The sequence below is a fragment of the Vibrio artabrorum genome, from assembly GCF_024347295.1.
GTDB lineage: Bacteria > Pseudomonadota > Gammaproteobacteria > Enterobacterales > Vibrionaceae > Vibrio > Vibrio artabrorum.
The window spans coordinates 461333-486776 of the sequence record NZ_AP025458.1 but is presented as its reverse complement, the minus strand read 5'-3'; the positions used below and the strand labels follow the sequence as shown (position 1 = coordinate 486776).

At 45.4% G+C, this 25444-nt stretch carries 25 protein-coding genes and 1 other RNA gene; 5 read left to right on the top strand and 21 right to left on the bottom strand.

Going from position 1 to position 25444, the window contains the following annotated elements:
* Nucleotides 1-2: 2 nt before the first annotated feature.
* The 13 genes from OCU36_RS02255 to rsmI form a co-directional block, all read right to left on the bottom strand.
* Nucleotides 3-758, bottom strand: coding sequence for a cell division protein FtsQ/DivIB (locus tag OCU36_RS02255; RefSeq protein ID WP_261838856.1), 756 nt, complete (start codon nucleotides 756-758; stop codon nucleotides 3-5).
* A gap of 190 nt (nucleotides 759-948) precedes the next feature.
* Complete coding sequence (gene murC, locus OCU36_RS02250) at nucleotides 949-2409, bottom strand: UDP-N-acetylmuramate--L-alanine ligase (protein ID WP_261838855.1); 1461 nt, start codon at nucleotides 2407-2409, stop codon at nucleotides 949-951.
* A gap of 13 nt (nucleotides 2410-2422) precedes the next feature.
* A complete protein-coding gene (murG, locus tag OCU36_RS02245) occupies nucleotides 2423-3484 on the bottom strand; it encodes an undecaprenyldiphospho-muramoylpentapeptide beta-N-acetylglucosaminyltransferase (RefSeq protein ID WP_261839672.1) in 1062 nt (353 codons plus the stop codon).
* A 12-nt stretch (nucleotides 3485-3496) separates the two neighbouring features.
* Nucleotides 3497-4693, bottom strand: coding sequence for a cell division protein FtsW (gene ftsW / locus OCU36_RS02240; RefSeq protein WP_261838854.1), 1197 nt, complete (start codon nucleotides 4691-4693; stop codon nucleotides 3497-3499).
* Between the two features lie 22 nt (nucleotides 4694-4715).
* Nucleotides 4716-6032 (bottom strand): UDP-N-acetylmuramoyl-L-alanine--D-glutamate ligase, encoded by a 1317-nt coding sequence (gene murD, locus OCU36_RS02235; RefSeq protein WP_261838853.1) that lies wholly within the window; start codon nucleotides 6030-6032, stop codon nucleotides 4716-4718.
* A gap of 59 nt (nucleotides 6033-6091) precedes the next feature.
* Nucleotides 6092-7174: a phospho-N-acetylmuramoyl-pentapeptide-transferase gene (gene mraY, locus OCU36_RS02230; protein WP_261838852.1), complete on the bottom strand. Its 1083-nt coding sequence runs from the start codon at nucleotides 7172-7174 to the stop codon at nucleotides 6092-6094.
* Nucleotides 7171-8544, bottom strand: coding sequence for a UDP-N-acetylmuramoyl-tripeptide--D-alanyl-D-alanine ligase (locus tag OCU36_RS02225; RefSeq protein ID WP_261838851.1), 1374 nt, complete (start codon nucleotides 8542-8544; stop codon nucleotides 7171-7173). The genes mraY and OCU36_RS02225 overlap by 4 nt, the downstream gene beginning before the upstream one ends.
* A complete protein-coding gene (gene murE, locus OCU36_RS02220; RefSeq protein ID WP_261838850.1) occupies nucleotides 8541-10028 on the bottom strand; it encodes a UDP-N-acetylmuramoyl-L-alanyl-D-glutamate--2,6-diaminopimelate ligase in 1488 nt (495 codons plus the stop codon). Before murE ends, OCU36_RS02225 begins: the two co-directional genes overlap by 4 nt.
* Before the next feature lie 24 nt (nucleotides 10029-10052).
* Nucleotides 10053-11810, bottom strand: a complete 1758-nt coding sequence (locus OCU36_RS02215; RefSeq protein ID WP_261838849.1) for a penicillin-binding transpeptidase domain-containing protein — start codon at nucleotides 11808-11810, stop codon at nucleotides 10053-10055.
* Complete coding sequence (gene ftsL / locus OCU36_RS02210) at nucleotides 11807-12124, bottom strand: cell division protein FtsL (RefSeq protein ID WP_261838848.1); 318 nt, start codon at nucleotides 12122-12124, stop codon at nucleotides 11807-11809. The genes OCU36_RS02215 and ftsL overlap by 4 nt, the downstream gene beginning before the upstream one ends.
* 3 nt (nucleotides 12125-12127) lie before the next feature.
* Entirely contained in the window at nucleotides 12128-13078 is a 951-nt protein-coding gene (rsmH, locus tag OCU36_RS02205) for a 16S rRNA (cytosine(1402)-N(4))-methyltransferase RsmH (protein WP_261838847.1), read from the bottom strand.
* Nucleotides 13079-13304: 226 nt separating this feature from the next.
* Nucleotides 13305-13744: RNase P RNA component class A (gene rnpB, locus OCU36_RS02200), an RNA gene on the bottom strand.
* 197 nt (nucleotides 13745-13941) lie between these two features.
* Nucleotides 13942-14808, bottom strand: coding sequence for a 16S rRNA (cytidine(1402)-2'-O)-methyltransferase (gene rsmI, locus OCU36_RS02195; protein ID WP_261838846.1), 867 nt, complete (start codon nucleotides 14806-14808; stop codon nucleotides 13942-13944).
* Nucleotides 14809-14869: 61 nt separating this feature from the next.
* Here rsmI and OCU36_RS02190 point away from each other — a divergent pair, with 61 nt between their 5' ends.
* The 4 genes from OCU36_RS02190 to OCU36_RS02175 are packed head-to-tail and all read left to right on the top strand — an operon-like array spanning nucleotide 14870 to nucleotide 18290.
* Nucleotides 14870-16687: a penicillin-binding protein activator gene (locus tag OCU36_RS02190; protein WP_261838845.1), complete on the top strand. Its 1818-nt coding sequence runs from the start codon at nucleotides 14870-14872 to the stop codon at nucleotides 16685-16687.
* Nucleotides 16674-17072, top strand: a complete 399-nt coding sequence (locus tag OCU36_RS02185) for a YraN family protein (RefSeq protein WP_261838844.1) — start codon at nucleotides 16674-16676, stop codon at nucleotides 17070-17072. Before OCU36_RS02190 ends, OCU36_RS02185 begins: the two co-directional genes overlap by 14 nt.
* Before the next feature lie 2 nt (nucleotides 17073-17074).
* Nucleotides 17075-17665, top strand: coding sequence for a phosphoheptose isomerase (locus OCU36_RS02180; RefSeq protein ID WP_261838843.1), 591 nt, complete (start codon nucleotides 17075-17077; stop codon nucleotides 17663-17665).
* 16 nt (nucleotides 17666-17681) lie between these two features.
* Complete coding sequence (locus tag OCU36_RS02175) at nucleotides 17682-18290, top strand: BON domain-containing protein (protein WP_261838842.1); 609 nt, start codon at nucleotides 17682-17684, stop codon at nucleotides 18288-18290.
* A 102-nt stretch (nucleotides 18291-18392) separates the two neighbouring features.
* Here OCU36_RS02175 and sspB read toward each other — a convergent pair whose 3' ends face one another.
* The 8 genes from sspB to zapE all read right to left on the bottom strand — a co-directional run bounded on the left by sspB (nucleotide 18393) and on the right by zapE (nucleotide 24734).
* Complete coding sequence (gene sspB, locus OCU36_RS02170) at nucleotides 18393-18887, bottom strand: ClpXP protease specificity-enhancing factor (RefSeq protein ID WP_261838841.1); 495 nt, start codon at nucleotides 18885-18887, stop codon at nucleotides 18393-18395.
* Nucleotides 18888-18892: 5 nt separating this feature from the next.
* The gene (gene sspA / locus OCU36_RS02165) at nucleotides 18893-19528 is read right to left on the bottom strand and encodes a stringent starvation protein SspA (protein ID WP_261838840.1); all 636 of its coding nucleotides are present in this window, start codon (nucleotides 19526-19528) and stop codon (nucleotides 18893-18895) included.
* Between the two features lie 98 nt (nucleotides 19529-19626).
* Nucleotides 19627-20364 carry a cytochrome c1 gene (locus OCU36_RS02160; RefSeq protein WP_261838839.1) on the bottom strand — a complete coding sequence of 246 codons (738 nt, stop codon included), beginning with the start codon at nucleotides 20362-20364 and terminating at the stop codon, nucleotides 19627-19629.
* The gene (locus OCU36_RS02155) at nucleotides 20361-21626 is read right to left on the bottom strand and encodes a cytochrome b (protein ID WP_261838838.1); all 1266 of its coding nucleotides are present in this window, start codon (nucleotides 21624-21626) and stop codon (nucleotides 20361-20363) included. The genes OCU36_RS02160 and OCU36_RS02155 overlap by 4 nt, the downstream gene beginning before the upstream one ends.
* Nucleotides 21626-22216 carry a ubiquinol-cytochrome c reductase iron-sulfur subunit gene (petA, locus tag OCU36_RS02150; protein WP_261838837.1) on the bottom strand — a complete coding sequence of 197 codons (591 nt, stop codon included), beginning with the start codon at nucleotides 22214-22216 and terminating at the stop codon, nucleotides 21626-21628. The genes OCU36_RS02155 and petA overlap by 1 nt, the downstream gene beginning before the upstream one ends.
* A gap of 332 nt (nucleotides 22217-22548) precedes the next feature.
* Nucleotides 22549-22941 carry a 30S ribosomal protein S9 gene (gene rpsI, locus OCU36_RS02145; RefSeq protein WP_004740758.1) on the bottom strand — a complete coding sequence of 131 codons (393 nt, stop codon included), beginning with the start codon at nucleotides 22939-22941 and terminating at the stop codon, nucleotides 22549-22551.
* 13 nt (nucleotides 22942-22954) lie between these two features.
* Nucleotides 22955-23383, bottom strand: a complete 429-nt coding sequence (gene rplM / locus OCU36_RS02140; RefSeq protein WP_010434689.1) for a 50S ribosomal protein L13 — start codon at nucleotides 23381-23383, stop codon at nucleotides 22955-22957.
* Nucleotides 23384-23630: 247 nt separating this feature from the next.
* Nucleotides 23631-24734 carry a cell division protein ZapE gene (gene zapE / locus OCU36_RS02135; RefSeq protein ID WP_261838836.1) on the bottom strand — a complete coding sequence of 368 codons (1104 nt, stop codon included), beginning with the start codon at nucleotides 24732-24734 and terminating at the stop codon, nucleotides 23631-23633.
* Nucleotides 24735-24952: 218 nt separating this feature from the next.
* Between zapE and zapG the strand changes: the two genes are divergently transcribed.
* Complete coding sequence (gene zapG, locus OCU36_RS02130) at nucleotides 24953-25408, top strand: Z-ring associated protein ZapG (RefSeq protein ID WP_261838835.1); 456 nt, start codon at nucleotides 24953-24955, stop codon at nucleotides 25406-25408.
* Nucleotides 25409-25444 lie beyond the last annotated feature (36 nt).

The window sequence follows — 25444 nt, the reverse complement described above, 5'->3', positions numbered from 1 at the left end:
AACTATTGCTCTGGAAACCAGCCTACAGCGGCTCCCGTATCATACCTGAGGTCGATGTAGCTCACTTGATTCGCTTTACTACCTAATTCGTTGTAAAGCAAAATAAAGCGATCAACACGCTCACCTAAAGAATCTTTACCTAGTTCTAAACGGATACCGTTATCTAGGATTATTTGCCAAGCGCGACGCTCGTTGAGAACGAGTGAGGTGACGGATAAACCTAGACGGTTAATCGAAGGGGTTATCTGTCGCCATTTTTCTATCACTTCTTGGCTGGTGCCTTCTGGGCCGTAAAGCTTGACTCTATCACCCTTCAACAGGCCGATATCACCATTGAACACCTGACCATTTTCATTCAACAGCATATTACCATTCCAGATTGCTGCCGCATGGTACTCAGTCAAAAAAACTTTTATTGTGTCTGGCCACTGCTTACGAATAGAGACAGCAGACACCCAAGGTAATGCTTCTAAACTGTCTTGCAACACACCAATGTCTTGCGACATGAAGGTCCCGATATGCTCTAACTGACCAAAAGCATGCTGAACATCACCCGCCGTTACATAAGTTAAATCACCTTGAAGCACTATTTTAGAAAGAGGCAATCGCTGATCGTCCCACATCCAAGTCAGCGTGGTATAGAAAAGAAACCCAATGAATAGCAATACCAAAACTAAAAAAGAACCACCAAGCGCATGTTTCTTCAACAATGGTATACTGAATAGGTGGCGGTTTTCGCTAAAAGTACTTTCTACCAAAGCCCGCATTCCCTGTCGTTGGTTCGCAATTCTATTCCCTATCATCGTAATAGATTTAAAGCACTTACTTTAACCTATGAATTATACTGAGCAAAATTAAAGTATCAAACGTTGATAATAACATTTTTGGTCAATTTCAGGTCAATCGCAAGAAGTGAGCGATCAACCACAGTCTTTAAACCGTATTCTGTTAAGGATTCTGCATTTTATTAATATCGAGTTGTAACGACTCAAGTTGTTTCGCTACGCGACCTACATCACCGGCCCCTTGAGTTAAAACAAGGTCACCGCCTTGAATTACGTTAGCAAGAACAGATGGCAGTGTGTCGATATCAGCAACGAAAATCGGATCAATCTTACCACGTCCACGAATAGTTCGGCTTAACGAGCGTCCGTCAGCACCGGCAATCGGCTTCTCACCGGCCGAGTAAACATCCAATAAGATTAAAACATCAACTTGTTCAAGAACGTTAGCAAAATCATCATACAGATCGCGGGTGCGGCTGTAGCGATGTGGTTGGAAGATCATGACAAGGCGTTTATCTGTCCAGCCACTCCGAGCCGCTTGAATCGTCACATCGACTTCAGTTGGATGATGACCATAATCATCAACCAACATTGCAATCCCCTTGCCCGTTTCGTATTCACCAAGATGATCAAAACGACGACCTGTCCCTTCCGTCCCCGCCATCGCTTTTAGAATCGCTTCGTCGCTAATGTCATCTTCCGTTGCAACTGCAATCGCAGCCGAGGCATTCAGAGCATTATGGCGACCCGGAATGTTTAACGTAATATCAAGATTAGCTTTACCTTCACGTACCACCGTGAATTTGCCTTGTTGGCCTTCTTGTACGTAGTTCTCAATACGAATATCCGCATCTTCTGAGAAGCCGTAGGTAATCACTTGACGACTCACCAAAGGAATAAGCTCACGCACGACTGGATCATCAATACACATCACAGCCTGGCCGTAGAATGGCAGGTTGTGTAAGAAATCAATAAACGTCTGCTTTAGCGTTTCAAAATCGCCGCCATAAGTATCCATATGATCCGCTTCAATATTAGTAACAATACTAACCATTGGTTGCAGATGTAGGAATGATGCGTCACTTTCATCAGCTTCTGCGATAAGGATACGGCTAGAGCCTAAGCGGGCATTAGTCCCAGCACTCTTAACCAAACCACCATTAACAAAGGTTGGATCCAAGCCTGCTTCCGAGTAAATCTGCGTAACTAACGCGGTTGTCGTTGTTTTACCATGCGTCCCAGCCACAGCGATACCATGACGAAAACGCATCAGCTCAGCCAGCATTTCAGCACGGCGAACGATAGGGGTTCGCGCGTCGCGAGCGGCAATGATCTCAGGGTTCTCTTCGTTGATGGCGGTTGAAACTACCACAACACTGGCATCAACAACGTTGCTTGCTTGGTGACCGATGTAAACGGTGGCACCTTTGCTAACTAAACGATCGGTCACTGGGTTTTGAGCAATATCAGACCCCGTGATCTGGTAACCTTCATTAAGCAAGACTTCAGCAATCCCGCTCATTCCCGCGCCACCAATACCAATGAAGTGGATGGATTTAACACGGCGCATCTCTGGCACCATTGCACGGATTTGCGCTAAGTCTTGGGTATGTTCAATCGTCATCAATTCAATCTCATTATTTTGCTAAAGCTTTAATCGCTTCAGCGACGGTCACATCAGCATCAAGCTTGGCGGCTTGACGAGCTTTTGTTGCCATCATTTTTAATTCATTTCTATCAAGCTGAGCGATGGTATTCGCAAGCTTATCGGCCGTCAGTTGAGGCTGTTCGATCATTAACGCCGCCCCACATTCAACTAGGTGATCAGCATTCAACGCTTGTTGTCTATCTTTATGCATAAATGGAACGAAGATAGAACCAACACCGGCGGCAGACACTTCTGATACAGTTAATGCTCCTGAGCGACACACTAATAGATCAGCCCACTCATAAGCTTGCGCCACATCATCAATAAATTCAGTTACTTGAACATTATCTACAGAATGTGATTTGTATTGTTCAATCACTTGCTGTTGGTTGTTTTTACCCGCTTGGTGCATCACGGTAAAACCAGAGCCTAACTGAGCCAATGTCACAGGCAGAGTATCGTTAAGAATTTTCGCGCCTTGGCTACCACCCATGACTAGGATACGAACATCACCGTCACGTTCAGCCATGCGTTGCTCGGGTTCAGTTAAGGCAACAACATCTTCCCGCACTGGATTCCCCACTACTTCTGCGGCAGGGAAAGCCCCAGGGAACGCTTGGAATACCTTTTTTGCTATTTTAGAGAGCCATTGATTGGTTAAACCCGCCACGGCGTTTTGTTCATGAAGAACCACGGGAATACCGGATAACCATGCCGCGATACCACCGGGACCACTCACATATCCCCCCATGCCAAGCACCACATCAGGCTGCCATGCTTTGATGTATTGCTTTGCTTGAAGTATGGCATTAATGATCTGAAATGGTGCCTTGATTAACTTGGTAATGCCTTGACCACGCAAACCTTTCACTTTAATAAAGTCAATTTCAATACCGTGCTTAGGTACTAAATCCGCTTCCATTCTATCCGCGGTACCTAACCAACGAATTTCCCAACCTTGCTGCTGAAGTTTTTTAGCCACCGCTAACCCTGGGAAAACATGACCACCAGTTCCACCAGCCATCACTAACAATTTTTTGTTTTTTTTCATCATGGTAGATTCTTATTCAACTAATTCGTTTTGATTGTCTGCTTGTTCTTTTTGTTGTACTCGACATTCATGATCAATACGCAATAGCATCGAAACAGCCACTGACATGATAATGAGACTGGAACCACCGTAACTGATCAACGGCAATGTGAGACCTTTAGTCGGAACAATACCGGAAGCCGCACCGACGTTAACAAGCGTTTGAAAAGCGAACCAAATACCAATGCCAAATGCCAAATAGCCACTGAAGGCTTGGTCATTTTCGAAGGCTTTTTTGCCAATGAGAATCGCTTTAAAAACTAAGCTAAAAATTAGGATTAGCACTAAAGTGACACCAATAAAGCCCAACTCCTCAGCCAAAACCGCAAAAACAAAGTCGGTATGCGCCTCGGGAAGATATTCGAGCTTTTGAATCGAGTTACCAAGCCCTTGCCCCATCCAGTCACCACGACCAAACGCGATTAACGATTGAGTTAACTGATAACCACTGCCAAATGGGTCACTCCACGGCTCCCAAAATGAGGTCACACGTCGAATACGATAAGGCTCTACAAGAATCAAACCAACGACCGCAGCAATCCCCGCGACCATCAAGGCGATAAACTGGGACAGCTTGGCGCCGGCGATAAATAGCATACCGAACAGAGTTACCAACATTACGACTACGGTACCCAAATCGGGCTGGCCCAGTAGCAACACAGCAAAAGCACCAAACACCATGATAGGCTTGGCAAAACCACCAAAGAAAGTTTTCCTTACTTCGTCTTGCTTACGAACCAGGTAGCCCGCCATAAAGATAAACAACGATAACTTAGCGACTTCTGCCGGTTGTAAGTTAAACAACCCAAGTGGAATCCAACGCGATGCACCATTAACCGACTTACCAATGGCCAACACTACGATCAGTAAAAAGAAGGATAAGGCCAATAAGTACATACTATATTGGAACCAACGCTTCATGGGGATTTGTAAAATCACACTCGATACGCCCAAAGCCAACACAAGGAAGATGGCATGGCGAAACATAAAGTGAAATGGTTGATTGGTTAAACGAGCACTAATAGGAAACGAAGCTGACGTTACCATCACTAAGCCAGTCAGCATCAGCCCAAGAGCGATCCATACCAATTGACGATCGTAAAGCGCTTCTGGAGTGGCTCGGTTAAGCCACTGCCAAATAGATAGGCGAATATCTTTGACTCTTTGCACTGAATGTTAGTCCTTCAACACGTTAAGCATACTCATGGGCAAGTGCCGTGAACGCATCACCTCTCGCCATGAAGTTATTAAATTGATCGAAGCTTGCACACGCTGGAGATAACATCACCATATCTCCAGAGGCTAGCTGTTTCGAGATACTCTCGATGATGTCATCCATAGTTTCAAACGTCTTAGCTGATGGGTGCAACGGCATAAATTGCGCTGCATCTTCACCGAAACAACACAGTTGAACACGCTCTAGCCGTGACAACACAGGCTCAAGCTCACTAAAATCAGCCCCCTTACCGACACCACCGACTAAGAGATATAAAGTACCTTCATATTCTAGCCCTGATAGAGCGGCTAATGTGCTGGCTACGTTCGTCGCTTTTGAGTCGTTAATCCATTTGATTTCGCGTTTGTCAGCCACCACTTGGCAACGATGTGTCAAACCATTGTAGGCCTTCAAGGCTTCAAGGCTTTTGCTGTAATCAATACCGACTTGTTTAAGCAGTGCTAGCGAGACTAACGCATTTGCCACATTGTGACGTCCAACCAATGTTAAATCTTGGGTAGCAAGTACAGGCTTACCGTTATCGATCAGCCATTCGATGCCATCAACTGTCGCGACACCAAACTCTTGGTCATCGAGTCCAAATGTTACTAATGACATGTTGTGGTCTGGATACGTCTCTTTGTCGTCGCGGTTAACAATCGCATATTGAGCATTGTTAAAGATTCTTAACTTGGCATCGCGGTAATCAGCCATGCCTTGGTAGCGATCCATATGGTCTTCTGACAGATTCAGAAATGCTGCTGCTGCTAAGTTTAGGCTTGATGTTGTTTCTAACTGAAAACTTGAAAGCTCAAGAACATATAAATCAGCATCCAGCTCGAGAAGATCCAAAGCAGGAATACCAATGTTGCCACCCACACCGACATTTAAACCCGCAGCCTTTGCCAGTACACCGGTCAGATCGGTCACCGTACTCTTGCCATTAGAACCGGTTATAGCGACAACGGGCTTATCTACCGCCCAACCAAACAGTTCAATATCACCAACAACAGGAGTGCCCGCTTGAATCACATCTTGTATTTCAGGTGTTGCTAAAGCGATACCCGGATTAGCAACCACTAAATCAGCATCGGCTAACCATTGGCGGTTCCAACTTCCAGAATGCAGTGCTACCGATTGAGGCAAAGACTCTCGTCCAGGTGGTCGTTCCCGCGTATCAATCACCTTCACCTGAGTGTGAGGTTGAAATTTGGCGAGATATTTCACGACAGAGAGCCCGGTAATACCGAGCCCCACCACGACTACATTTTGAATATTTTGCCACTGTTCCATTTAAACAAGATGCTCTTTATTGTTTTCAAGCCCCCAACGAAAGAGGCTTACACAGAAAATTAACGAACTTTCAATGTTGCCAGGCCAATCAGCACTAATACCATTGAGATAATCCAAAAACGCACGATGACGCGCGGCTCAGGCCAACCTTTCAATTCATAGTGATGATGAATGGGTGCCATACGAAAAATACGCTGGCCCCGCAACTTATAAGAGCCGACCTGAAGAATAACGGATAAGGTTTCCATAACAAACACCCCCCCCATAATCACCAGTACAAACTCTTGACGGACTAACACCGCAATCACACCCAATGCACCGCCAAGCGCTAGCGAGCCCACATCGCCCATGAACACTTGTGCTGGGTAGGTGTTGAACCATAAAAAACCAAGCCCTGCCCCCACAATAGCGGTACAAACAACCACTAATTCAGAGGTGTACGGTATATATGGAATATGTAGGTATTCTGAAAAATTAACATTACCGGTAGCCCAAGCAATCACCGCAAAACCAGCCGCAACCATAACCGTTGGCATAATCGCCAAGCCATCGAGACCATCGGTTAGGTTCACCGCATTACTGGTCCCCACGATAACAAAGTACGTCAGTACGATGTATAACAAACCCAACTGTGGCATTACATCTTTAAAGAAAGGAACCACCAGTTGCGTTGCTGCGGTATCTTGACCATGCGCATACAGAGCAAATGCGACCACTAATGCAATGGCCGATTGCCAAAAGTATTTCCAACGTGCAATCAAACCATCGGTATTCTTGCGAACCACTTTACGGTAGTCATCAACAAAACCAACAGTGCCATAACCACCAAGTACAGCCAGAACAGCCCAAACATATGGGTTAGAAAGATCGGCCCACATCAACACAGTAATGATGATCGCAGCCAAGATCATGACCCCCCCCATGGTTGGCGTACCACGTTTACTGAAATGAGACTCAGGGCCGTCATTACGAACCACTTGGCCAATTTGCAGCATTTGCAGACGCTCAATTAAGCGAGGTCCCATCCACAGCGACAGGCATAGCGCCGTCAAGATACTCGCGATTGCACGAAAAGATAAATATTCGAACAAACGGAAAAAAGAAAAGTGTGGCTGTAGTAAATCTGCGAGCCAAATGATCATGAAAAGTTCTCCTTTAAAGCAGCGGCTATTTTACTCATTCCTGCACTATTTGCGCCTTTTACCAACAAGGTATGCGAGGCGTTTTCTGGCAAGCATAAGTGCTGCTCTATGTGCGTGATCATCGCTTGATGCGTTGCAAAGTGAGTACCATGACAGACTTCACTAATCACCTTGGTATCATTACCGTAAGTGAGTACATGTTCAAAAGCGAATGGGGCAGCATATTCACCGACTTGACGGTGAAGTGCAAGACTTTCGTCGCCTAATTCAGCCATATTGCCTAAAATCAACCAACGTTGACCTTTAAAGCTCGAAAGCAGTTTAACTGCCGCCTTCATCGCAGGCACGCTGGCGTTATAACTGTCATCGATTAGCTTGATATTCTCACTTAATCGCTGAACCTCAACTCGCCCTTTGACTGAGATAAGATTCGCTAAACCGGTTTTTATCTCGTCAAGCGTAGCACCAAATTGAACGCTCAACGCTGCCGCCGCTAACGCATTCGCGACGTTGTGCTGGCCAATGATACCAAGTTCAACGGGGATAGCGCCTTGTGGCGTCTGCATATCAAAGCAAGCTTCACCTTGTTCATTGACGCAAATATTCTTAGCAAAGTAATCCGCGGTATTGTCACTTTCTGAAAATGTCAGCACCGTTTTATCCGCGAGTACATCATGCCAAAAATCACCACCGTTGCTCTCCAGGTTCACAATCGCAACATCACCGGCAGCCAGCCCCTGGAAGATTTCACCTTTTGCTTGCCTAACACCATCGATCGAACCAAATCCTTCTAGGTGCGCAGCTGCCACATTGTTGACTAAGGCAACCTGTGGTTTCACGAGCTGTGTCGTGTAGGCGATCTCACCAATATGATTGGCCCCCAATTCGATCACGGCGTAGTCATCATTAAGTTCACTGCGTAACAGGGTTAATGGCACACCAATATCATTATTAAAGTTACCCGCCGTAAATAGCACCGTGCCACGTTGTTGTAGAATGCTCGCCACCATCTCTTTGACGGTCGTTTTACCACAGCTTCCTGTTATCGCCATGGTTGGCACATCACATTGTTTGTGGATCCAAGCACTTAGCTGACCTAAAGCTAGTTTAGTGTCTTCAACAACAACTTGAGTAATATTTAGGTCAAGTTTTCGTTCAACTAACAAGGCGCTCGCCTTTGCCTCAACCGCTTGATGACAAAAGTCATGTGCATCAAAACGTTCACCAACGAGAGCAACAAACAACGCGCCCTCCTCAACGGTACGCGTGTCAATAGAAACGGCATTTATGATGCTGCGGCTCGACGCACCCGCCTCAATCAACGTCCCGTTAACTACAGAGCAAACCTGCTCGAGTGATACATCAATCATTGTGAAATACCTAAAAGTTGTAGCGCAGACTCTCGATCGGAGTAATGGATCGTCGTGTCTTTCAATACTTGGTAATCCTCATGGCCTTTACCCGCCAAAAGAATAATGTCCTTACTGCTGGCTTGCTCTAAAGCAAACTTAACCGCTTGATAGCGATCGTGTTCGATGAACGCCGATTCTGGTTCCTTTAAACCAACGAGCATGTCTTTGACAATCAAGGCAGGATCTTCGCTACGAGGATTGTCATCGGAAATGATAATTTTATCGGCGAACTGTTCTGCAGTTGCTGCCATCATAGGGCGCTTGCCAGTGTCACGATCGCCACCACAACCAAAGATTGCCCACAATTTTCCTGAACAATGCACACGTAGTGCGGTCAACGCTTTCTCTAGCGCATCGGGCGTATGCGCATAATCGACAACCACTTTTGCTTTGCTCGGCACTTGGAATAATTCCATGCGGCCAATAACCGGTTGCAACTGAGGCGCTGTATCGACCAAGGTTTGCTTATCGATACCTAATGAAAGTAAGGTCGCAAAGGCAACCAAGACGTTTGATGCGTTGAACTGACCAATCAATGGAACCGAAAGATCGCCTTGTCCCCAACACCCATCGAAAGAGAGTTGGATGCCGGTCTCCGCATAGGCCACATCAGAAGCCCATACTGATTGCTGGTAATCGGTTAGAGGAAGCAATGAAACTGCAATCGCGTCTGATAAATCAGCCATCCAAGCTTTGCCCACTTCGTCATCAACATTGATAACGGCATGCTTGCATTTATGTTCAGTGAACAGGCTCTTCTTCGCTAGCGCGTACTCTTGCATGGTCCCATGATAATCAAGGTGATCACGACTCAAATTAGTAAACACACCAACATCAAAATCTAAGGCTTTAACACGACTCTGCACCAAGCCATGAGAAGATATCTCCATCGCTGTATAAACCGCGTTGTTTGCCGCTAACTCGCTGAGTGTACGCTGTATTTCAATGGCGCTGCCGGTGGTGTTAGCGGCCGTTTTCAGCTCATCTAAGAAACCATTACCCGTAGTGCCCATTACCGCAGAACGCAGACCAACGAGATCAAGCCATTGCGCTATCAATTGCGTGATGGTGGTTTTACCATTCGTACCCGTTACGCCAATCAACTTTGTGCTTTGAGAAGAGTAAACACGCCCAGCGAGTTCAGATAACATTGAGTTAAGTTCTGAAACGTAAACAACTGGAACCGCGTTTAACCACTCAACTAGACCATGAGCTTTATCATCGTCAGCTTGTGCAATCACGGCTTTCGCACCTTGAGCGATGGCTTTATTGATAAAACGACGACCATCGACCGCATGCCCAACTATCGCAACAAAAATATCGCCGTCCTGGATAGTACGGCTATCCAACTCCAATTGCTCAACAACAATCGCATCCAACTCAGGGGAGCAAAAGTCTCCCCAAGGAGAAAGTAAAGATGACAGCGTGAAGCTACTACTCATATTGAATCCTAATTGGCTCTATTCTTATTCTTGGAATTTGTTTTCATCAGCAGGAACATTCAGTATTTGCAGTGCCCCCTTCATGATTTCAGAAAAAACAGGGCCAGCAACCGAACCACCATAATAAAGGTCTCCTTGAGGCTCGTTGACCACAACAACCAGTGCAACTCTAGGCTCACTCACAGGAGCAAAACCGGCCGTAATTGCAACATATTGGTCACTGTAGCCTCCCGCATCTGCTTTTCGAGAAGTACCGGTTTTGGCTGCCACTCGATAACCAGGAACCGCCGCTTTGGTTGCCGTTCCGCCCGGGTGAGTCACCCCTTCTAACATTTTGATAACCAAATCAGCATTCTTACGACTGATTATCTGCTTAGAAAAATCTTGGGTATTCTTTTTAATGATATGAATCGGTTCATACACACCTCTGTTCGCTAACGTGGCATAAGCATGAACTAACTGCAGCGGCGTCACTGATAAGCCATAACCAAACGCCAATGTTGCGATCTCGAACTTGGACCAACGTCGACGATTCGGAAAAATACCCGTCGTTTCACCGATCAAATTCAACCCTGACATTTCACCAAACCCGACAGAACTGTACATCCCAAGCAACGATTCTAAAGGCATATTCAATGCTAGTGTTGCAACACCGATATTACTCGACTTCTTGAGAATCAACGCCAAGTCCGCTTTGCCCACTTTGGAAGAGTCTCGCACGCGGCTACCGCCAATTCGCATGATCCCATTCCCGGTATCAATCACTGTGTTTTCATCCGCGGTCCCATTTTCGAGTGCAGCAAGCACTACAAAAGGTTTGACTGTCGAGCCCGGTTCCATGGCATCAGTGATGACCCTATTTCGCATCTTAAAGCTTTGTAGATCGGCACGATTGTTGGGATTGTAAGACGGTGCATTAACCATGGCTAATACAGCCCCCGTTTTTACATCTAACAAGACGGCAGAGCCAGAAGTCGCTTTGTAATCAGCCACGGCCTGTTTGATAGCTCGGTAAGCGATGGCTTGCAATCGTTGATCAATTGTCAACTCTAGTGGCTTGCCTTCTTCACGCTCTTCTAGGGCTATATTTTCAACAACTCGCCCATAGCGATCTTTACGGATCGTGCGCTTACCGGCCTCTCCCGTGAGCCATTTATCATAGCTGCGCTCAACCCCTTCCAAACCGTGTCCGTCGATCCCAGTAACACCGATAAGATGCGCGCTGACCTCACCCGCAGGATAATAACGACGAGATTCCGCTTTAAGGCCAATACCAGCCAGCTTAAGCTCACGAATATATTTAGCCATCGCTGGGCTAACTTGCCTTTGTAGATAGATAAATCGACGGGATTTGTTACTGGAGAGTTTTGAAATCATCGACTGCCGGTCTAAGCCAAGTACATCAGCTAATGCATACCAGCGATCAATTTCTGCCATGCCATTTTTATCAAAAATCGTTTTAGGGTCGGCCCAAACCGCTTCAACAGGAACACTCACAGCAAGCGGTTCACCGTTACGGTCTGAGATAATACCGCGAGCAGAGGGAATAGCCTTTACACGTACAGAACGAAGGTCACCTTGACGAATTAAGTTATCCGGTTCAATAATTTGAATATAAGCGACACGACCTACGAGTGTTGCAAAGGCAAGAAACACGAAAGCAATCACGACGTTGAAACGCCATTTAATAAGAATTGGATCTGAGTCATTTTCACTCTTCACATGATCTTTCGCTGATCTCTTCACCGTTTTCGTGGGTGCTTTTTCCTTTTTACTGGTCATTTCAGTGTAATCACAACTTCTTTGTCAGCGTCTGGGCGTTTCATGCCTAGCTCTCTTTTTGCCGATGCTTGAACCCGACTATGTTCAGCCAAAGCCGTCTCTTCAAGCATTAAATTTCGCCACTCATCGTCAAGATGTTCTCGTTCCACCGACGCGATGTCTTTTTGCGTGATAGCTTGACGTGACATATGTGTCGTCAGAACGACCCCCATTGCACTCGCGAATATACAGAGAAGGAGCACCAGTGGAACTTTACCCTCAGAGATCAAATCAAAAAATATTATCTTGGCTAGATTGGGTTTGGAGGTCTTCATTGACTATAACTTTTCTGCGATTCGTAATACTGAGCTACGTGAACGAGTATTCTCATCCACTTCGCCTTTCGATGGTTTGATCGCTTTACCTACAGGCTTAAGATCAGCACTGCCTAGTGCCTTGATCTGCTCTTCTGTTAATGGCAGGCCATGTGGTACCTGTGGGCCTTGGCTCTCTTTACGAATAAAACGCTTCACCATGCGGTCTTCCAGTGAGTGGAAGCTGATAACCGACAGGCGACCTTCAGGTGCAAGAATGCTTGCTGCACCTTTCAATGCGGTATCAATCTCTTCAAGTTCACTGTTTATATAGATACGGAACGCTTGGAATGCACGAGTTGCTGGGTGCTTTTTCTCTTTAAAGCTTTTCGGAGCAACATCCGAAATCAGCTTCGCCAACTGACCCGTACGTGTCAGAGGTTCGTTCTCTTCATTCTCTTGATAAGCAATGATGCCTTTCGCGATGCGACGAGCGTGTTTATCTTCACCGAACTCACGGATCACCCATGTAATGTCATCCAGATCCGCTTCATCTAACCACTGGGAAACGGGGATTCCTGCAGTTGGATCCATACGCATGTCTAGCGGGCCATCTTTCATAAAGCTAAAACCACGCTCGGCATCATCCAGTTGTGGTGAAGAGACGCCTAGATCCAGCAAAACACCATCCACTTTGCCCACTAAGTCATACCGCTCTGCATATTCAGCCATACCAGAGAATGGACCGTGAATAATCGTAAAACGCGGATCATCAATTTTCTGTGCTTCCGCTATCGCTTGTGGATCGCGGTCGATACTAAAAAGTCGTCCATTCTCGCCCAGTTTAGACAGGATTGTACGGCTATGACCACCGCGGCCAAAAGTACCATCAATGTAGGTACCGTCAGATTTGATCGCAAGTCCGTCAATAGATTCGTTAAGCAATACTGAAATATGTTTGAATGCTTCTGTCATAGTCTTCTCAGTGAGTGGATTGAGCCAATAGTTCGGCAATAATTCATTTATTAACGTTTTAGTGTACTGATTTCACACGGTATCTCCACCATATTATGTATAGGCTAGAGGAATTTTTCTCCAAACTCAGATTAGAGTGAAAGATTCTAAGGCAATCACCATCATTTACGTCAATATAAAGCAAAAAACCCATCACTACCGTTAAGTAATGATGGGTTCTTTATATAGGTGGAGTTGACACATACGCCGGGTTCTGTTCCGCTTGCGCGGCGGTAACCATTCGTCTAGGCCTGCAATCGCTCACAGGCTCAAGCAATCTACCCGCCCCCATACGCGAGCAACGCAATGTGAGGGCCTATTTGATCTTGCTCCGGGTGGAGTTTACCTCGCTACGAACTGTTGCCAGTCGCACGGTGCGCTCTTACCGCACCCTTTCAGCCTTACCTGTGCCCCTTCCGAAGAAATGAGGCCATCGGCGGTCTTCTCTCTGCTGCACTTGTCGTGGGCTCGCGCCCCCCAGACGTTATCTGGCACCCTGCTCTATGGAGCCCGGACGTTCCTCCCCTCTACCAGTCTCCCGAAGGACTTCAACGTCAGTTTCCCGAAGGACCTCAACGTCAGTCTCCCGAAGGACATCAGCAAAGCAGCGATTACCCGTTCAACTCCGAGGGCGGATTGTATAGAGATTAGCGTGCAGTGTCTAGCGAGATCACAAATATGCTGCACACCGATGGTTAACTGATGAGGTTTTGAGCAGAAAAGCCAACGAGGAGGAATGAGAGAAGAGACACAGATAAAAGAGGGTAGCTTAAGCTTAATGACTCATTTATCTGTATCTGAACTCATAATTTACGAAAGGAGCATTAGTTCTCTAAGTGTTCTAACCCCCACTTATAGAGGGCGTTCTTTTTCAGATTATAGATTTCTGCTGTCATTGCTGCCGCTTTTTTAAGGGGTAGCTCTTTGGTTAGTATGCCGAGCGTGCGAGTCGCTTCGTCTGGCAGTTCTGTGGTCGCTTCTTCTCGGTGACCATGAATCAATAACACCATCTCGCCACGCTTACGATTCGAATCTTCTTCAATCCACTCAATAAGCTCCCCCAAAGGCAACCCTTGAATGGTTTCGAATGTCTTCGTCAGCTCACGGGCTAGCACAACCTCACGATCAGGGCCTAGAATCTCTAACATATCCAGTAGGGAATCAGAAATTCGGTGCGGTGATTCATAGAAAATACAGGTGCGCTCGGCCTTTGCTATCTCCAAGAATTTATCTTTACGACCTTTGCTCTTTGGCGGTAAGAAGCCTTCAAAGCTGAAACGATCGGAAGGCAAACCAGAAGCACTTAAGGCGGTAATCACAGCACAAGCACCTGGAAGTGGCACAACTCTCACACCCGCTTGACGACATTGTGATACAAGATGGTAACCTGGGTCACTGATTAAAGGAGTACCCGCATCAGAGACTAATGCGATAGACTGACCTTCTAATAACCTTTCAACTAGAACTTGCGCTTTATTTTGTTCATTATGATCATGTAAAGCAAATGTCCTGGTTGATATATTGAAGTGAGCCAGCAGCTTACCCGTGTGGCGTGTGTCTTCGGCTGCAATAACATCGACACTTGATAAGATTTCAATTGCTCTTTGAGTGATATCTCCCAAATTTCCAATGGGGGTTGGCACAATATAGAGCGTTGGGCTCTCAGTGAGCAAGGTTTTGTTATCTGTCATTTGTTTACCATCACTTCAACGATTAATATAGATACAAATTGATACGGAATTTAAAGAACTCATGGCAACGATGAACCATAAGAGACTCAGTGTACCACGCTTACTCACTCCAATTGCATTAGCAATTACATTGGCGGCTTGTTCTTCAGGCCCTCAAGCACCGACGCGTGTTGATATTACACTTGATCCAGCGCAATCCACTGAAAGTTACATGATGCAAGCGGATAGCAGCAAAGGAAGCCTGCAAAATGACTGGCTGATCATGGCACTTAAAGCCTCTGTGCAAGCAGGAAAAACCGATCAAGCCACTCTGCTTATCAAGCGCTTAGCAAAACAGGCACTGAGCGACGTTCAACAAGCCGAGTGGCAACTTGCCCGAGCACGGCTACTTGTGAACAACTCTCAACCGGAGCAAGCTTACAGCCAACTGAACTTTCAGCCTTGGTGGAAACTTCCTAACGAACAGTGGAAAGATTATCACGAACTGCGCGCCAACATTTTAGAGATGCTAAGTCAATATTTTGAAGCAAGTCGTGAGCTCGTGCTTTATTCAGAATTCATCACCGATGACGACAAAGCTCAACAGCAAGCGGCCGACCGTATTTGGCAGAACCTGAACAACTACTCTCAGTATGAGATTTTAGAACTCAAAACATCCCCTGAAGAAGATGTTTTAGCGGGTTGGTTGCAACTGGCTGTCTATATGAAAACACTAAATTCGAGTCTTCCCGATCTCCAGAAAACACTGTCTGACTGGTTAGCAGAGAATCCTCATCACCCAGCGGCGACATACACACCTCAGGCGATCACTGACATTTTAGCGTTAGATATCAGAAAACCAACCAACACCGCCCTATTATTGCCGTTGACCGGAAAATATGGCAGACAAGCACAGCTTGTTCGTGATGGTTTCATCTTTGCGATGATGAATGACAAAGAGCGTGAAGAAGATGCGACGCTGACCGTTTTGGATACTAACGTGCAAAGTACCGCTGAAATTGAAGCGGCACTGGAAAAAAATAACGTGGATTTTATTGTTGGCCCATTGATAAAGAGCAACATCACCAAGCTGCAACAAGCACAGAAAGACCAAGAACATTCAATTCCAGCCTTAGCACTTAACATTCCTGAGGAGTTGGAACCAAACAGTAATATCTGTTATCTCACTCTGTCACCAGAACAAGAAGTTGCTCAAGCCGCGAAACACCTTTTTGCTCAAGGCTATAAATACCCACTTATCCTAGCGCCAAAAGGACACCTAGGAGAACGAGTGGAGCAAGCGTTTAAAGAAGAGTGGAAAAAATACAGCAATAACGATGTCACCGTAAGTTTTTTCTCTGACAAACGCCAACTGCAACGTAATGTCAATCAAGTATTCGGTTTGCAAGAAAGCCAACAACGTATTGCCCAAATGGACAAATTACTGAACTTGGATCTAGAAACGGAGCCACGCAGCCGTCGTGATATCGATTCGGTCTACATTGTGGCGAAAAACTCAGAGCTAACGTTAATCAAACCTTTTATTGAAGTAGCAATTAACCCAGATGCTCGCCAACCAGCACTCTTCTCAAATTCACGCAGTAACAGCGGGGATAAACAGTATGAAGATTTAACTGGTGTCTTCTACAGTGACATCCCACTACTCATCGACAATAAGAACAAACTGAACAAAGAGCTCGACGAGCTATGGCCGGCCTATTCAAACGGCCAAAAACGTTTGCAGGCATTGGGAATGGATGCATACTACCTCATGGATGCATTACCCCAAATGAAAGCCGTACAAGGTTTCAGTATTCCTGGAGAAACGGGCATATTAACCATAGATAACAATTGCGTTGTACAACGCGAAATCAGCTGGGCAGAGCATGGGGCTTTTTAGCCGTAAGCTCTTATCTAAACCGACGATCACCCACAAACAAGTGGGTGATCAATACGAGACCGTGGCTAAAAACTATTTAGTGAGTCACGGTTTATCGTTAATTCAAGAAAACTTCATAGCTAAATGTGGCGAAATTGATCTTATAATGCGCCATAACAACACCGTTGTGTTTGCTGAGGTAAAGTACCGAAAGCAAACCCGCTACGGACATGCCGCTGAAATGGTAACAGTAAAGAAGTCACAGCGGCTGCTCAAAACCGCCCATGTATGGCTGATGCAGCAAGGCTTGTCGGTGCACTCCACAGACTTCAGGTTTGATATCGTTGCCATTGAAGGGCCGAATGACCATATCGACTGGATTCAAAACGCGATTACCCAAGGATAAACATGCTAGACAGCATTAAAGAAAGTTTTACAGAAAGTATTCAAATACAAATTGCGGCAGCGGAAGCACTGCCAGACGCCATCACACATGCGGCACAAGCCATGGTGGCGACCTTGCTCAACGGAAACAAAATCCTTTGTTGTGGCAATGGTGGTTCGGCATCAAATGCTCAACAATTTGTATCGTGCTTGCTCAACCGCTTTGAAACCGAACGCCCTAGCCTTCCAGCAATGGCCCTGATGGCCGATAACACCACGCTAACGGCCGTTGCCAACGACTACCACTATGACGAAATCTTCTCTAAACAAGTACGTGCATTCGGTCAAGCCGGTGATATTTTGTTGGCGATCTCTACAAGTGGTAACAGCAAGAACATCATCAAAGCGATGGAAGCTGCGGTAACTCGTGACATGACCATCATTGCCTTTACGGGTAAAGATGGTGGGGAAATGGCCGGCTTGCTTGGAGAACACGATGTAGAAATTCGCATTCCTTCACACCGTACAGCGCGCATTCATGAAGTACACATGGTGACATTACACTGTCTATGTGACTTAATCGATCAAGTACTCTTCCCTGCTCACGAAGACTGATATACGGAGCATCACAATGCAACCACTCACCTCGACAAGGCTGTTTAAACTGATCTGTGCTTTACTCCTTACTTGGTCCCTTTCTGGATGTGCAGGTATTTTCATTGCTGGTGCAGCAACCACAGCGAACTTAGTCACTGACACACGAACCACCAAAGAGATATGGAACGATAACAATATCGAATTTGAAGTTGCAGCGATAACGAACAAACAACCATACCGTGGTAGGGTTCGTGCCACAGCTAGCTCTTACCGAGGTTCGGTCGTATTGATGGGACAAGCAACCACTGACTCAGAGCGTCGTGCATTCGAAAGCCAAGCAAAAGAAGTTGCTGGTGTGAAAAACATCCACAATCAAATTAGAGTAAAAGAGCCACTGTCTGTGAGCGCGATAAGTAAAGACAGTTGGACGACCACTAAGGTAAAATCGGCTTTACTCGCCAATGCTGAACTCAACGGTATTAAGGTGAAAGTCATCACTGAAGATTCAGAAGTCTTTCTGCTTGGATTGGTTTCGCGAAAACACGCTGACATTGCGACTGATATTGCACGCAACATCTCGGGAGTAAAACAGGTAATACGCGCCTTCGAATACGGTGAAGAAAACGTTTCTGAAAACCAATAACGCAGCTAAAAGAACAATAGCACTGGCAAAAGCGCTTAAAAAAACAAAAAAAAAGCAGTGAAGATTCACTGCTTTTTTGTTTCATTGTTATTATCGCCAATGCTATTTGATAACACGAAGGCTTGGGCGACCTTTTGCTGGACGAGGCGGCTCGGGATCTGAGTCAGACTCTTCAGCATCTACGTCAGCCGTCGCTACGCTCAGTGATGGGCCCTTTTCTGTTTTTTCAAAAGGACTTTCTTCAATCCCTTCTTCAAACGTCGCCATGTATGCCTCTTCAGGTTCAAACATGGTACCCGCACCATTCTCACGAGCATAAATCGCTTGTACAGCATAGAGCGGAACGATCACCGAGTGTGGACGACCGCTAAAGCGAGCACTGAACGTTACCGCTTCGTTGCCCAGTTCAAGCTGTCCAACCGCACGAGGCGCGATATTCAGAATAATCTGACCATCTTGAACAAACTCTTCTGGAACTCGCACACCCGGTAATGTTGCTTCAACAACCAGGTGAGGAGTTAATTCATTATCAACCAGCCATTCATAAAATGCGCGAAGCATGTATGGTCGGCGTGGAGTCATATTTGAAATATCCATCACGCTTAGCGAACCAGTCGCATCTCACGCTCAGCTTCCGTTAGAGAAGCGAGGAATGAATCACGTTCGAAAACACGGCTCATGTAAACCTTAAGCTCTTTAGAACCAGGGCCAATCAGCTCAATACCAAGCTCAGGTAGACGCCATAATAGCGGTGCTAGGTAACAGTCAATTAGGCTAAATTCTTCGCTCATGAAGTATTCATACTCAGCAAAGATAGGAGCAAGAGTCAGTAGGTCGTTGCGCAGTTTCACGCGAGCGGCTTCTGATTCTTCCGCATTACCTTTAACAATTTTCTCTGCAACGGAATACCAGTTGCGCTCAATGCGGTACATCATAAGACGACTGTTGCCACGAGCAACCGGGTAAACAGGCATCAATGGTGGATGAGGAAAACGCTCATCTAGGTATTCCATAATGATCTTTGAGTCATACAGAGCAAGCTCACGATCAATAAGAGTCGGTACTGATTTGTACGGGTTCAATTCAATAAGCTCTGCTGGTAGATTTTTTTCATCCACCAACTCAACTTCAACACTTACGCCTTTTTCAGCAAGAACAATGCGCACCTGATGGCTATACATATCAGAGGCACTTGAGAAAAGAGTCATCACAGAACGTTTATTGGCAGCTACAGCCATGGAGCCCTCCAGTACACTTTAAATAAAAACAATGGAGGCCTAAAAGCCTCCATTGAACATTAACATAATTTGGAAATTAGCGAGGCATTATAGCACAATTAGTGCACATCACGCCAATACTCTTTCTTCAGTAAAATCACAACAATAGAAAAAATCACTAAGAAAGCCATAACCCACCAACCCATCGCATGACGTTCAAGTTGTACAGGGTCACCCGAGTAAACCAAAAAGTTAACAAGGTCACGAACCGCTTCGTCGTATTCACCAGCACTTAATTCGCCAGAGCCGTCAGTCTCAGTGCCAACAACAACCGTCACTTCCTCGCCATCGACGATATGCGTATCGTAAATCGGCTTAGGGATACCTTGCAGCTCTTCAAGAACATGCGGCATACCAACGCTAGGGAAAACAATGTTGTTCACACCGAATGGACGAGACGGATCTTCATAGAAAGTACGAAGGTATGTGTATAGCCAATCGGCGCCACGAACACGAGCAACCAAGGTGAGATCTGGTGGTGGAGCACCAAACCAGCTCGCTGCTTGGTCAGCAGGCATGGCATTGACCATTAAGCTGCCAATTTTCGCTTCAGGATCGAAAATCAGATTTTCTTTCATCAGATCGACTGGAATCTCCAAGTCATTCGCGACACGTTCATAGCGTTGATACTGTGTTGAGTGACAAGCAAAACAGTAGTTCATGAACAGCTTGGCACCATTTTGTAATGAAGCTTTATCTGTTAAATCATTGTTCGCCTTATCTAATGGCACGTTTGCACCCGCCGCCATCACCAACGACGGCAACATAGCAAATAAAATTACAATCCACTTTTTCATTTGAATGTCACCCTTTCTGGTAATGGTTTCGTCGCTTCATTTTTGCTGTAGAACCACAACAGAACGAAGAACATGAAGTAACCTAAGCTAAAAATCTGAGCGAGTAGCGTATACGTTGGCGTTGCAGGAAGCGCGCCAAGTACACCAAGCGCAATAAAGCTTATGGTAAACTGGATGATATTAATCAAATGCAACTTACTACGATAACGATAAGAGCGCACTTTACAGCGATCGAACCATGGCAGTAGGAATAGGACAACAATAGATGCCCCCATTGCAACCACCCCTAATAGCTTGTCCGGAACCGCACGAAGGATCGCGTAGAACGGAGTGAAGTACCATACAGGAGCAATATGCTCAGGTGTTTTCAGTGGGTTTGCTGCTTCAAAGTTAGGTGGCTCGAGGAAGTAACCCCCCATCTCAGGGTTAAAGAACAGCACATAACAGAATAAGAATAGAAAACCCGCAACACCGACCATATCTTTCACCGTTCCGTATGGATGGAAAGGAATGGAGTCGATGATGTCGTATTTCTTCGTGTAATCCTTGTGGAATGGGAACTGAGTTTTATAGTCGTCGCCCATTGCCCCCTTTGGCAGTTTGGTTTCGATGCCGTCAGGGTTGTTCGAACCCACCTCATGTAGCGCAAGTACGTGAAGTACAATAAGCAATAACAGTACGATTGGTAGAGCAATCACATGCAATGCGAAGAAACGGTTCAACGTTGCACCAGAGATGATGTAATCACCACGGATCCAAAGTGTTAGGTCATCACCAATAACAGGAATCGCACCAAATAGAGATATGATAACCTGAGCACCCCAGTAAGACATTTGTCCCCATGGTAATAAGTACCCCATGAACGCCTCAGCCATCAGTACCAAAAAGATCAACATACCGAAGATCCAAAGTAGCTCACGAGGCTTTTGGTAAGAGCCGTAGATTAGACCACGGAACATATGCAAGTAGATAACGACAAAGAATGCCGAAGCCCCCGTCGAGTGCATATAACGCAGTAACCAACCGTACTCCACATCACGCATGATGTATTCAACTGAAGCAAAAGCACCTTCACCAGACGGCACGTAGTTCATCGTCAACCAAATACCGGTGAGAATTTGATTAACCAATACCAACATTGCCAAAGAACCGAAAAGGTACCAAAAATTGAAGTTCTTAGGCATTGGGTATTCAGATAAGTGCTTTTTATAAGCATTCATTACAGGTAGACGTTTCTCTACCCAGTCAAGCAATCCTTGCATTACGCGTCTCCCTCGTCGACACCTATCATGATCTTAGTGTCACTCAAATACATATGCTTCGGCACAACAAGATTCAATGGAGCGGGTACGCCTTGGAAGACTCGACCTGCCATATCGAACTTTGAACCATGGCAAGGACAGAAGAAACCAGACTTAACCCCCTGAACTTGTTCTGCAAAAGAATCTGGCAAATAAGTTGGAGAACAACCTAAATGCGTACAAAAACCAACCGCAACGAAAAACTCCGGTTTAATCGAACGGAATACATTTTGAGCGTATTCAGGTTGTTGTTCTGCTTCAGATTGAGGGTCTCGAAGTTGACCACCGATCGCTTTTAAGTTTTCGAGTACCGACTCAGCTCGGCGTACAACCCAGACAGGTTTGCCTTGCCATTCGACACGAACCATTTGTCCCGGTTCTAGCTTACTGACTTCCACTTCCACCGGAGCTCCTGCAGCTTTCGCCTTAGCACTCGGATTCCATGATTTAATAAAAGGCACGGCGACAGCGGCTGCTCCTAAACCACCAACAACAGCTGTTGTTGCAGTCAAGAAACGCCTGCGACCGTTATTTAAAGGCGCGTTGCTCATCCAAACATTCTCCCACTTGCTCCCTATGAATGAAAATCATTCCGCACAAAGAGCATGGCTAACAAAATATGTATTTAGTTCTATTTATTAACGGCAAATGATAAATAAAACCCTACTTTTTGACAAGATAAAGCTACTTTTTTGTAACAATCATGAGGCAAAGCGCACACTGGTTAACAAAAGCGTTCAAAACATAAGAATTTAGCAATAAAACGAGGAGGAGAGCGTAGTTAGCAGGGGGGGATAAAAACAAAAAGCTCGGCATATAGCCGAGCTTTGAACCGCAATTCCAGTAATAAAACTGAGAGCGTGTACTTTTTCGTAAAGAAAAATTAACGCTTAGAGAATTGAGGTTTACGACGTGCTTTACGTAGACCAACTTTCTTACGTTCAACGCAACGAGCGTCACGAGTAACGTAGCCAGCTGCACGTAGAGCAGGACGTAGAGTTTCATCGTACTCCATAAGAGCGCGAGTGATGCCGTGGCGGATTGCGCCAGCTTGACCAGAAATACCACCACCAGAAACAGTGATGTAAAGGTCAAGTTTCTCAGTTAGTTCAACTAGCTCAAGAGGTTGCTTAACAACCATACGAGAAGTTGGACGACCGAAGTAAACATCAAGGCTACGCTTGTTGATTACGATCTCACCAGAGCCTGGTTTGATGAAAACACGAGCTGCTGAGCTTTTGCGACGACCAGTGCCGTAGTATTGATTCTCTGCCATTTTCATAATCCCCTTAGATGTCTAGTACTTGTGGCTGTTGAGCAACATGGTTGTGCTCAGTACCAGCGTACACTTTAAGCTTACGGTACATCGCGCGGCCTAGAGGACCACGTGGAAGCATACCTTTAACTGCTAGTTCTAGAACCATTTCTGGTTTCTTAGCAATTAGCTTTTCAAAAGTGATAGTTTTAAGACCACCTGGGAACTCAGAGTGACGGTAGTAAACCTTACCCTTAGCTTTGTTACCAGTTACAGCAACTTTCTCAGCGTTAACAACGATGATGTAATCACCAGTGTCTACGTGAGGAGTGTATTCTGCTTTGTGCTTGCCGCGTAGGCGAGAAGCGATTTCACTTGCTAGACGGCCAAGAGTTTTGCCTTCAGCGTCTACAACGTACCAGTCGCGTTTTACAGTTTCTGGTTTAGCAACGAAAGTTTTCATGCTAATAATTACCTATTTAAAAAATTTACACTTAAGGAATACTCGCGTATTCCCACTGTCTAAGAGTTACCATTCATCACCCCTTCGAGTGTTGGAAAACTCTTGGCATAACGTGATTTTACTCGTCGTTAGAGGCCCGCAGTAACGGTAGGTCGCAGGATTATAGAGAAGAGCGAAGAAAAAATCACCTCTTTTTGAACAAAATCACGATTTTTTTAATTCCCTTTCTTATTCGCGATAATCAAAGCTAACTTAAATGCTCTTTTGCCAAATATTCATGACTCTGCATTTCGATTAAGCGCGACTGACAACGCTTAAATTCAAACTCTAATCGACCATTGCCGTATAAATTGATAAGCTCAACCTCTGCTGAGATTATCAATTTTACATTGCGCTCATAGAACTCATCGACTAATGCAATAAAACGTCTTGCAGCATCGTCGGAGGTCGCGTCCATTTGCAAAACATCCGCCAACAAAACCGTGTGATACACTCGAGATAGCTCAATATAATCATTCTGACTACGGGCTGACTGACAAAGCTGAGCAAAGGTGCCATAGAGCACTCCATCACTGGCTTCAACGACCTCTAATTGACGATGATTAACCTCTATCTTCTGCAACTTCGGTTTATCGTCCCCCACCAGTTGTACGTAATATTTTTCAAGATTTATCTTCGCTTGGTTATCTAACGGGTAATGATAGATCTCTGCTTGTTCTAACGTCCGCAATCGATAATCAATCCCGTTATCCACATTGAGAATATGACAGTTGTCTTGAATGAGCTTAATTGCCGGTAAGAAACGCGCACGCTGTAAACCATTTCGATATAAATCTTCCGGTGGAATATTTGACGTTGCCACCAAAATAATATTCCGTTCGAATAGCGCTTGGAACAAAGTCCCTAAGATCATTGCATCTGTAATGTCCGAAACAAAAAATTCATCGAAACAGATCATATCCGCTTCTTCTTTTAACTTGTCGGCCACCAAAGGCAGCGGATCGCTGACATGACCTAATGCCTTTAACTCGTCATGCACGCGATACATAAAACGATGAAAGTGTACGCGCATTTTTTTAGTGGTCGGTAAGGCATCGCAGAACGTATCCATTAGATAAGTTTTGCCGCGCCCGACTCCCCCCCAGAAATAGAGACCTTTAGGTGGCTTGGGGATTGGGTGTTTTTTGCCAAGAAGCTTCTGAAATCGAGTCAACGGAGGAACCGGAGTGTTCAGGTAATCTTGGAACTGATAAAAAAGCTCATCTAAAGATTTAACGGCTTGCTCTTGCGCTGGATCTCTTTGAAATCCATATTCTTTTATATCTTGTTCGTATTTTTTGATGGGGTTCATGATGGCATTTCCACAATGAAAGCGATATCAGACAGCGAGTAAATTAAGCTCAAACAGCAAGAGACGTGACATTATGCGACGAATAATGCAGCATTAAACTGCTATGTAGCGCACACGCATTTATCTTTATACTGTCGCTTTCTCATAGTACCATGGAGCTGTATCACGTGTAACTAAGCAGTAACAAACATGTTAAAAAACAATAATAAGGAGCTGTTATGCCTTGGATGTATGCCGTTGTCGGTTTACTCGTTGGAGTTATTTTAGGGGTCGCTATCTCTCGTCTCATGACACCTGAATACAAAAAACAAAAGAACGTACAGAAAGAATTAGACAGCGCAAAGTTTGCTCTTGAGCAACAGCGGCAAGAGCTCGCCGACCACTTTGCGAAATCCGCAGAAATGTTGGACACACTAGGAAAAGACTATACAAAACTGTATCAACACATGGAAAAAACAAGCTCGGAGCTCATTCCTAACCTACCTGAGCAAGATAACCCATTTGTGAAAACAGCGGCAGCCCACTCAGACAAGCTGCAAGATAAGCCTTCAACGAAAGAGACCTCACTTGAGGAACCACCTAAAGATTACGCTAATGGTGCAACAGGCCTGTTTAAAGAGCAGAAGAAAGAAATCATGGGCGCTCCGGATGTCGTTACAGCAAAAGCGTCGTAAACATTTAACACTTCAGTGAACTTTACAAAGGTTTTT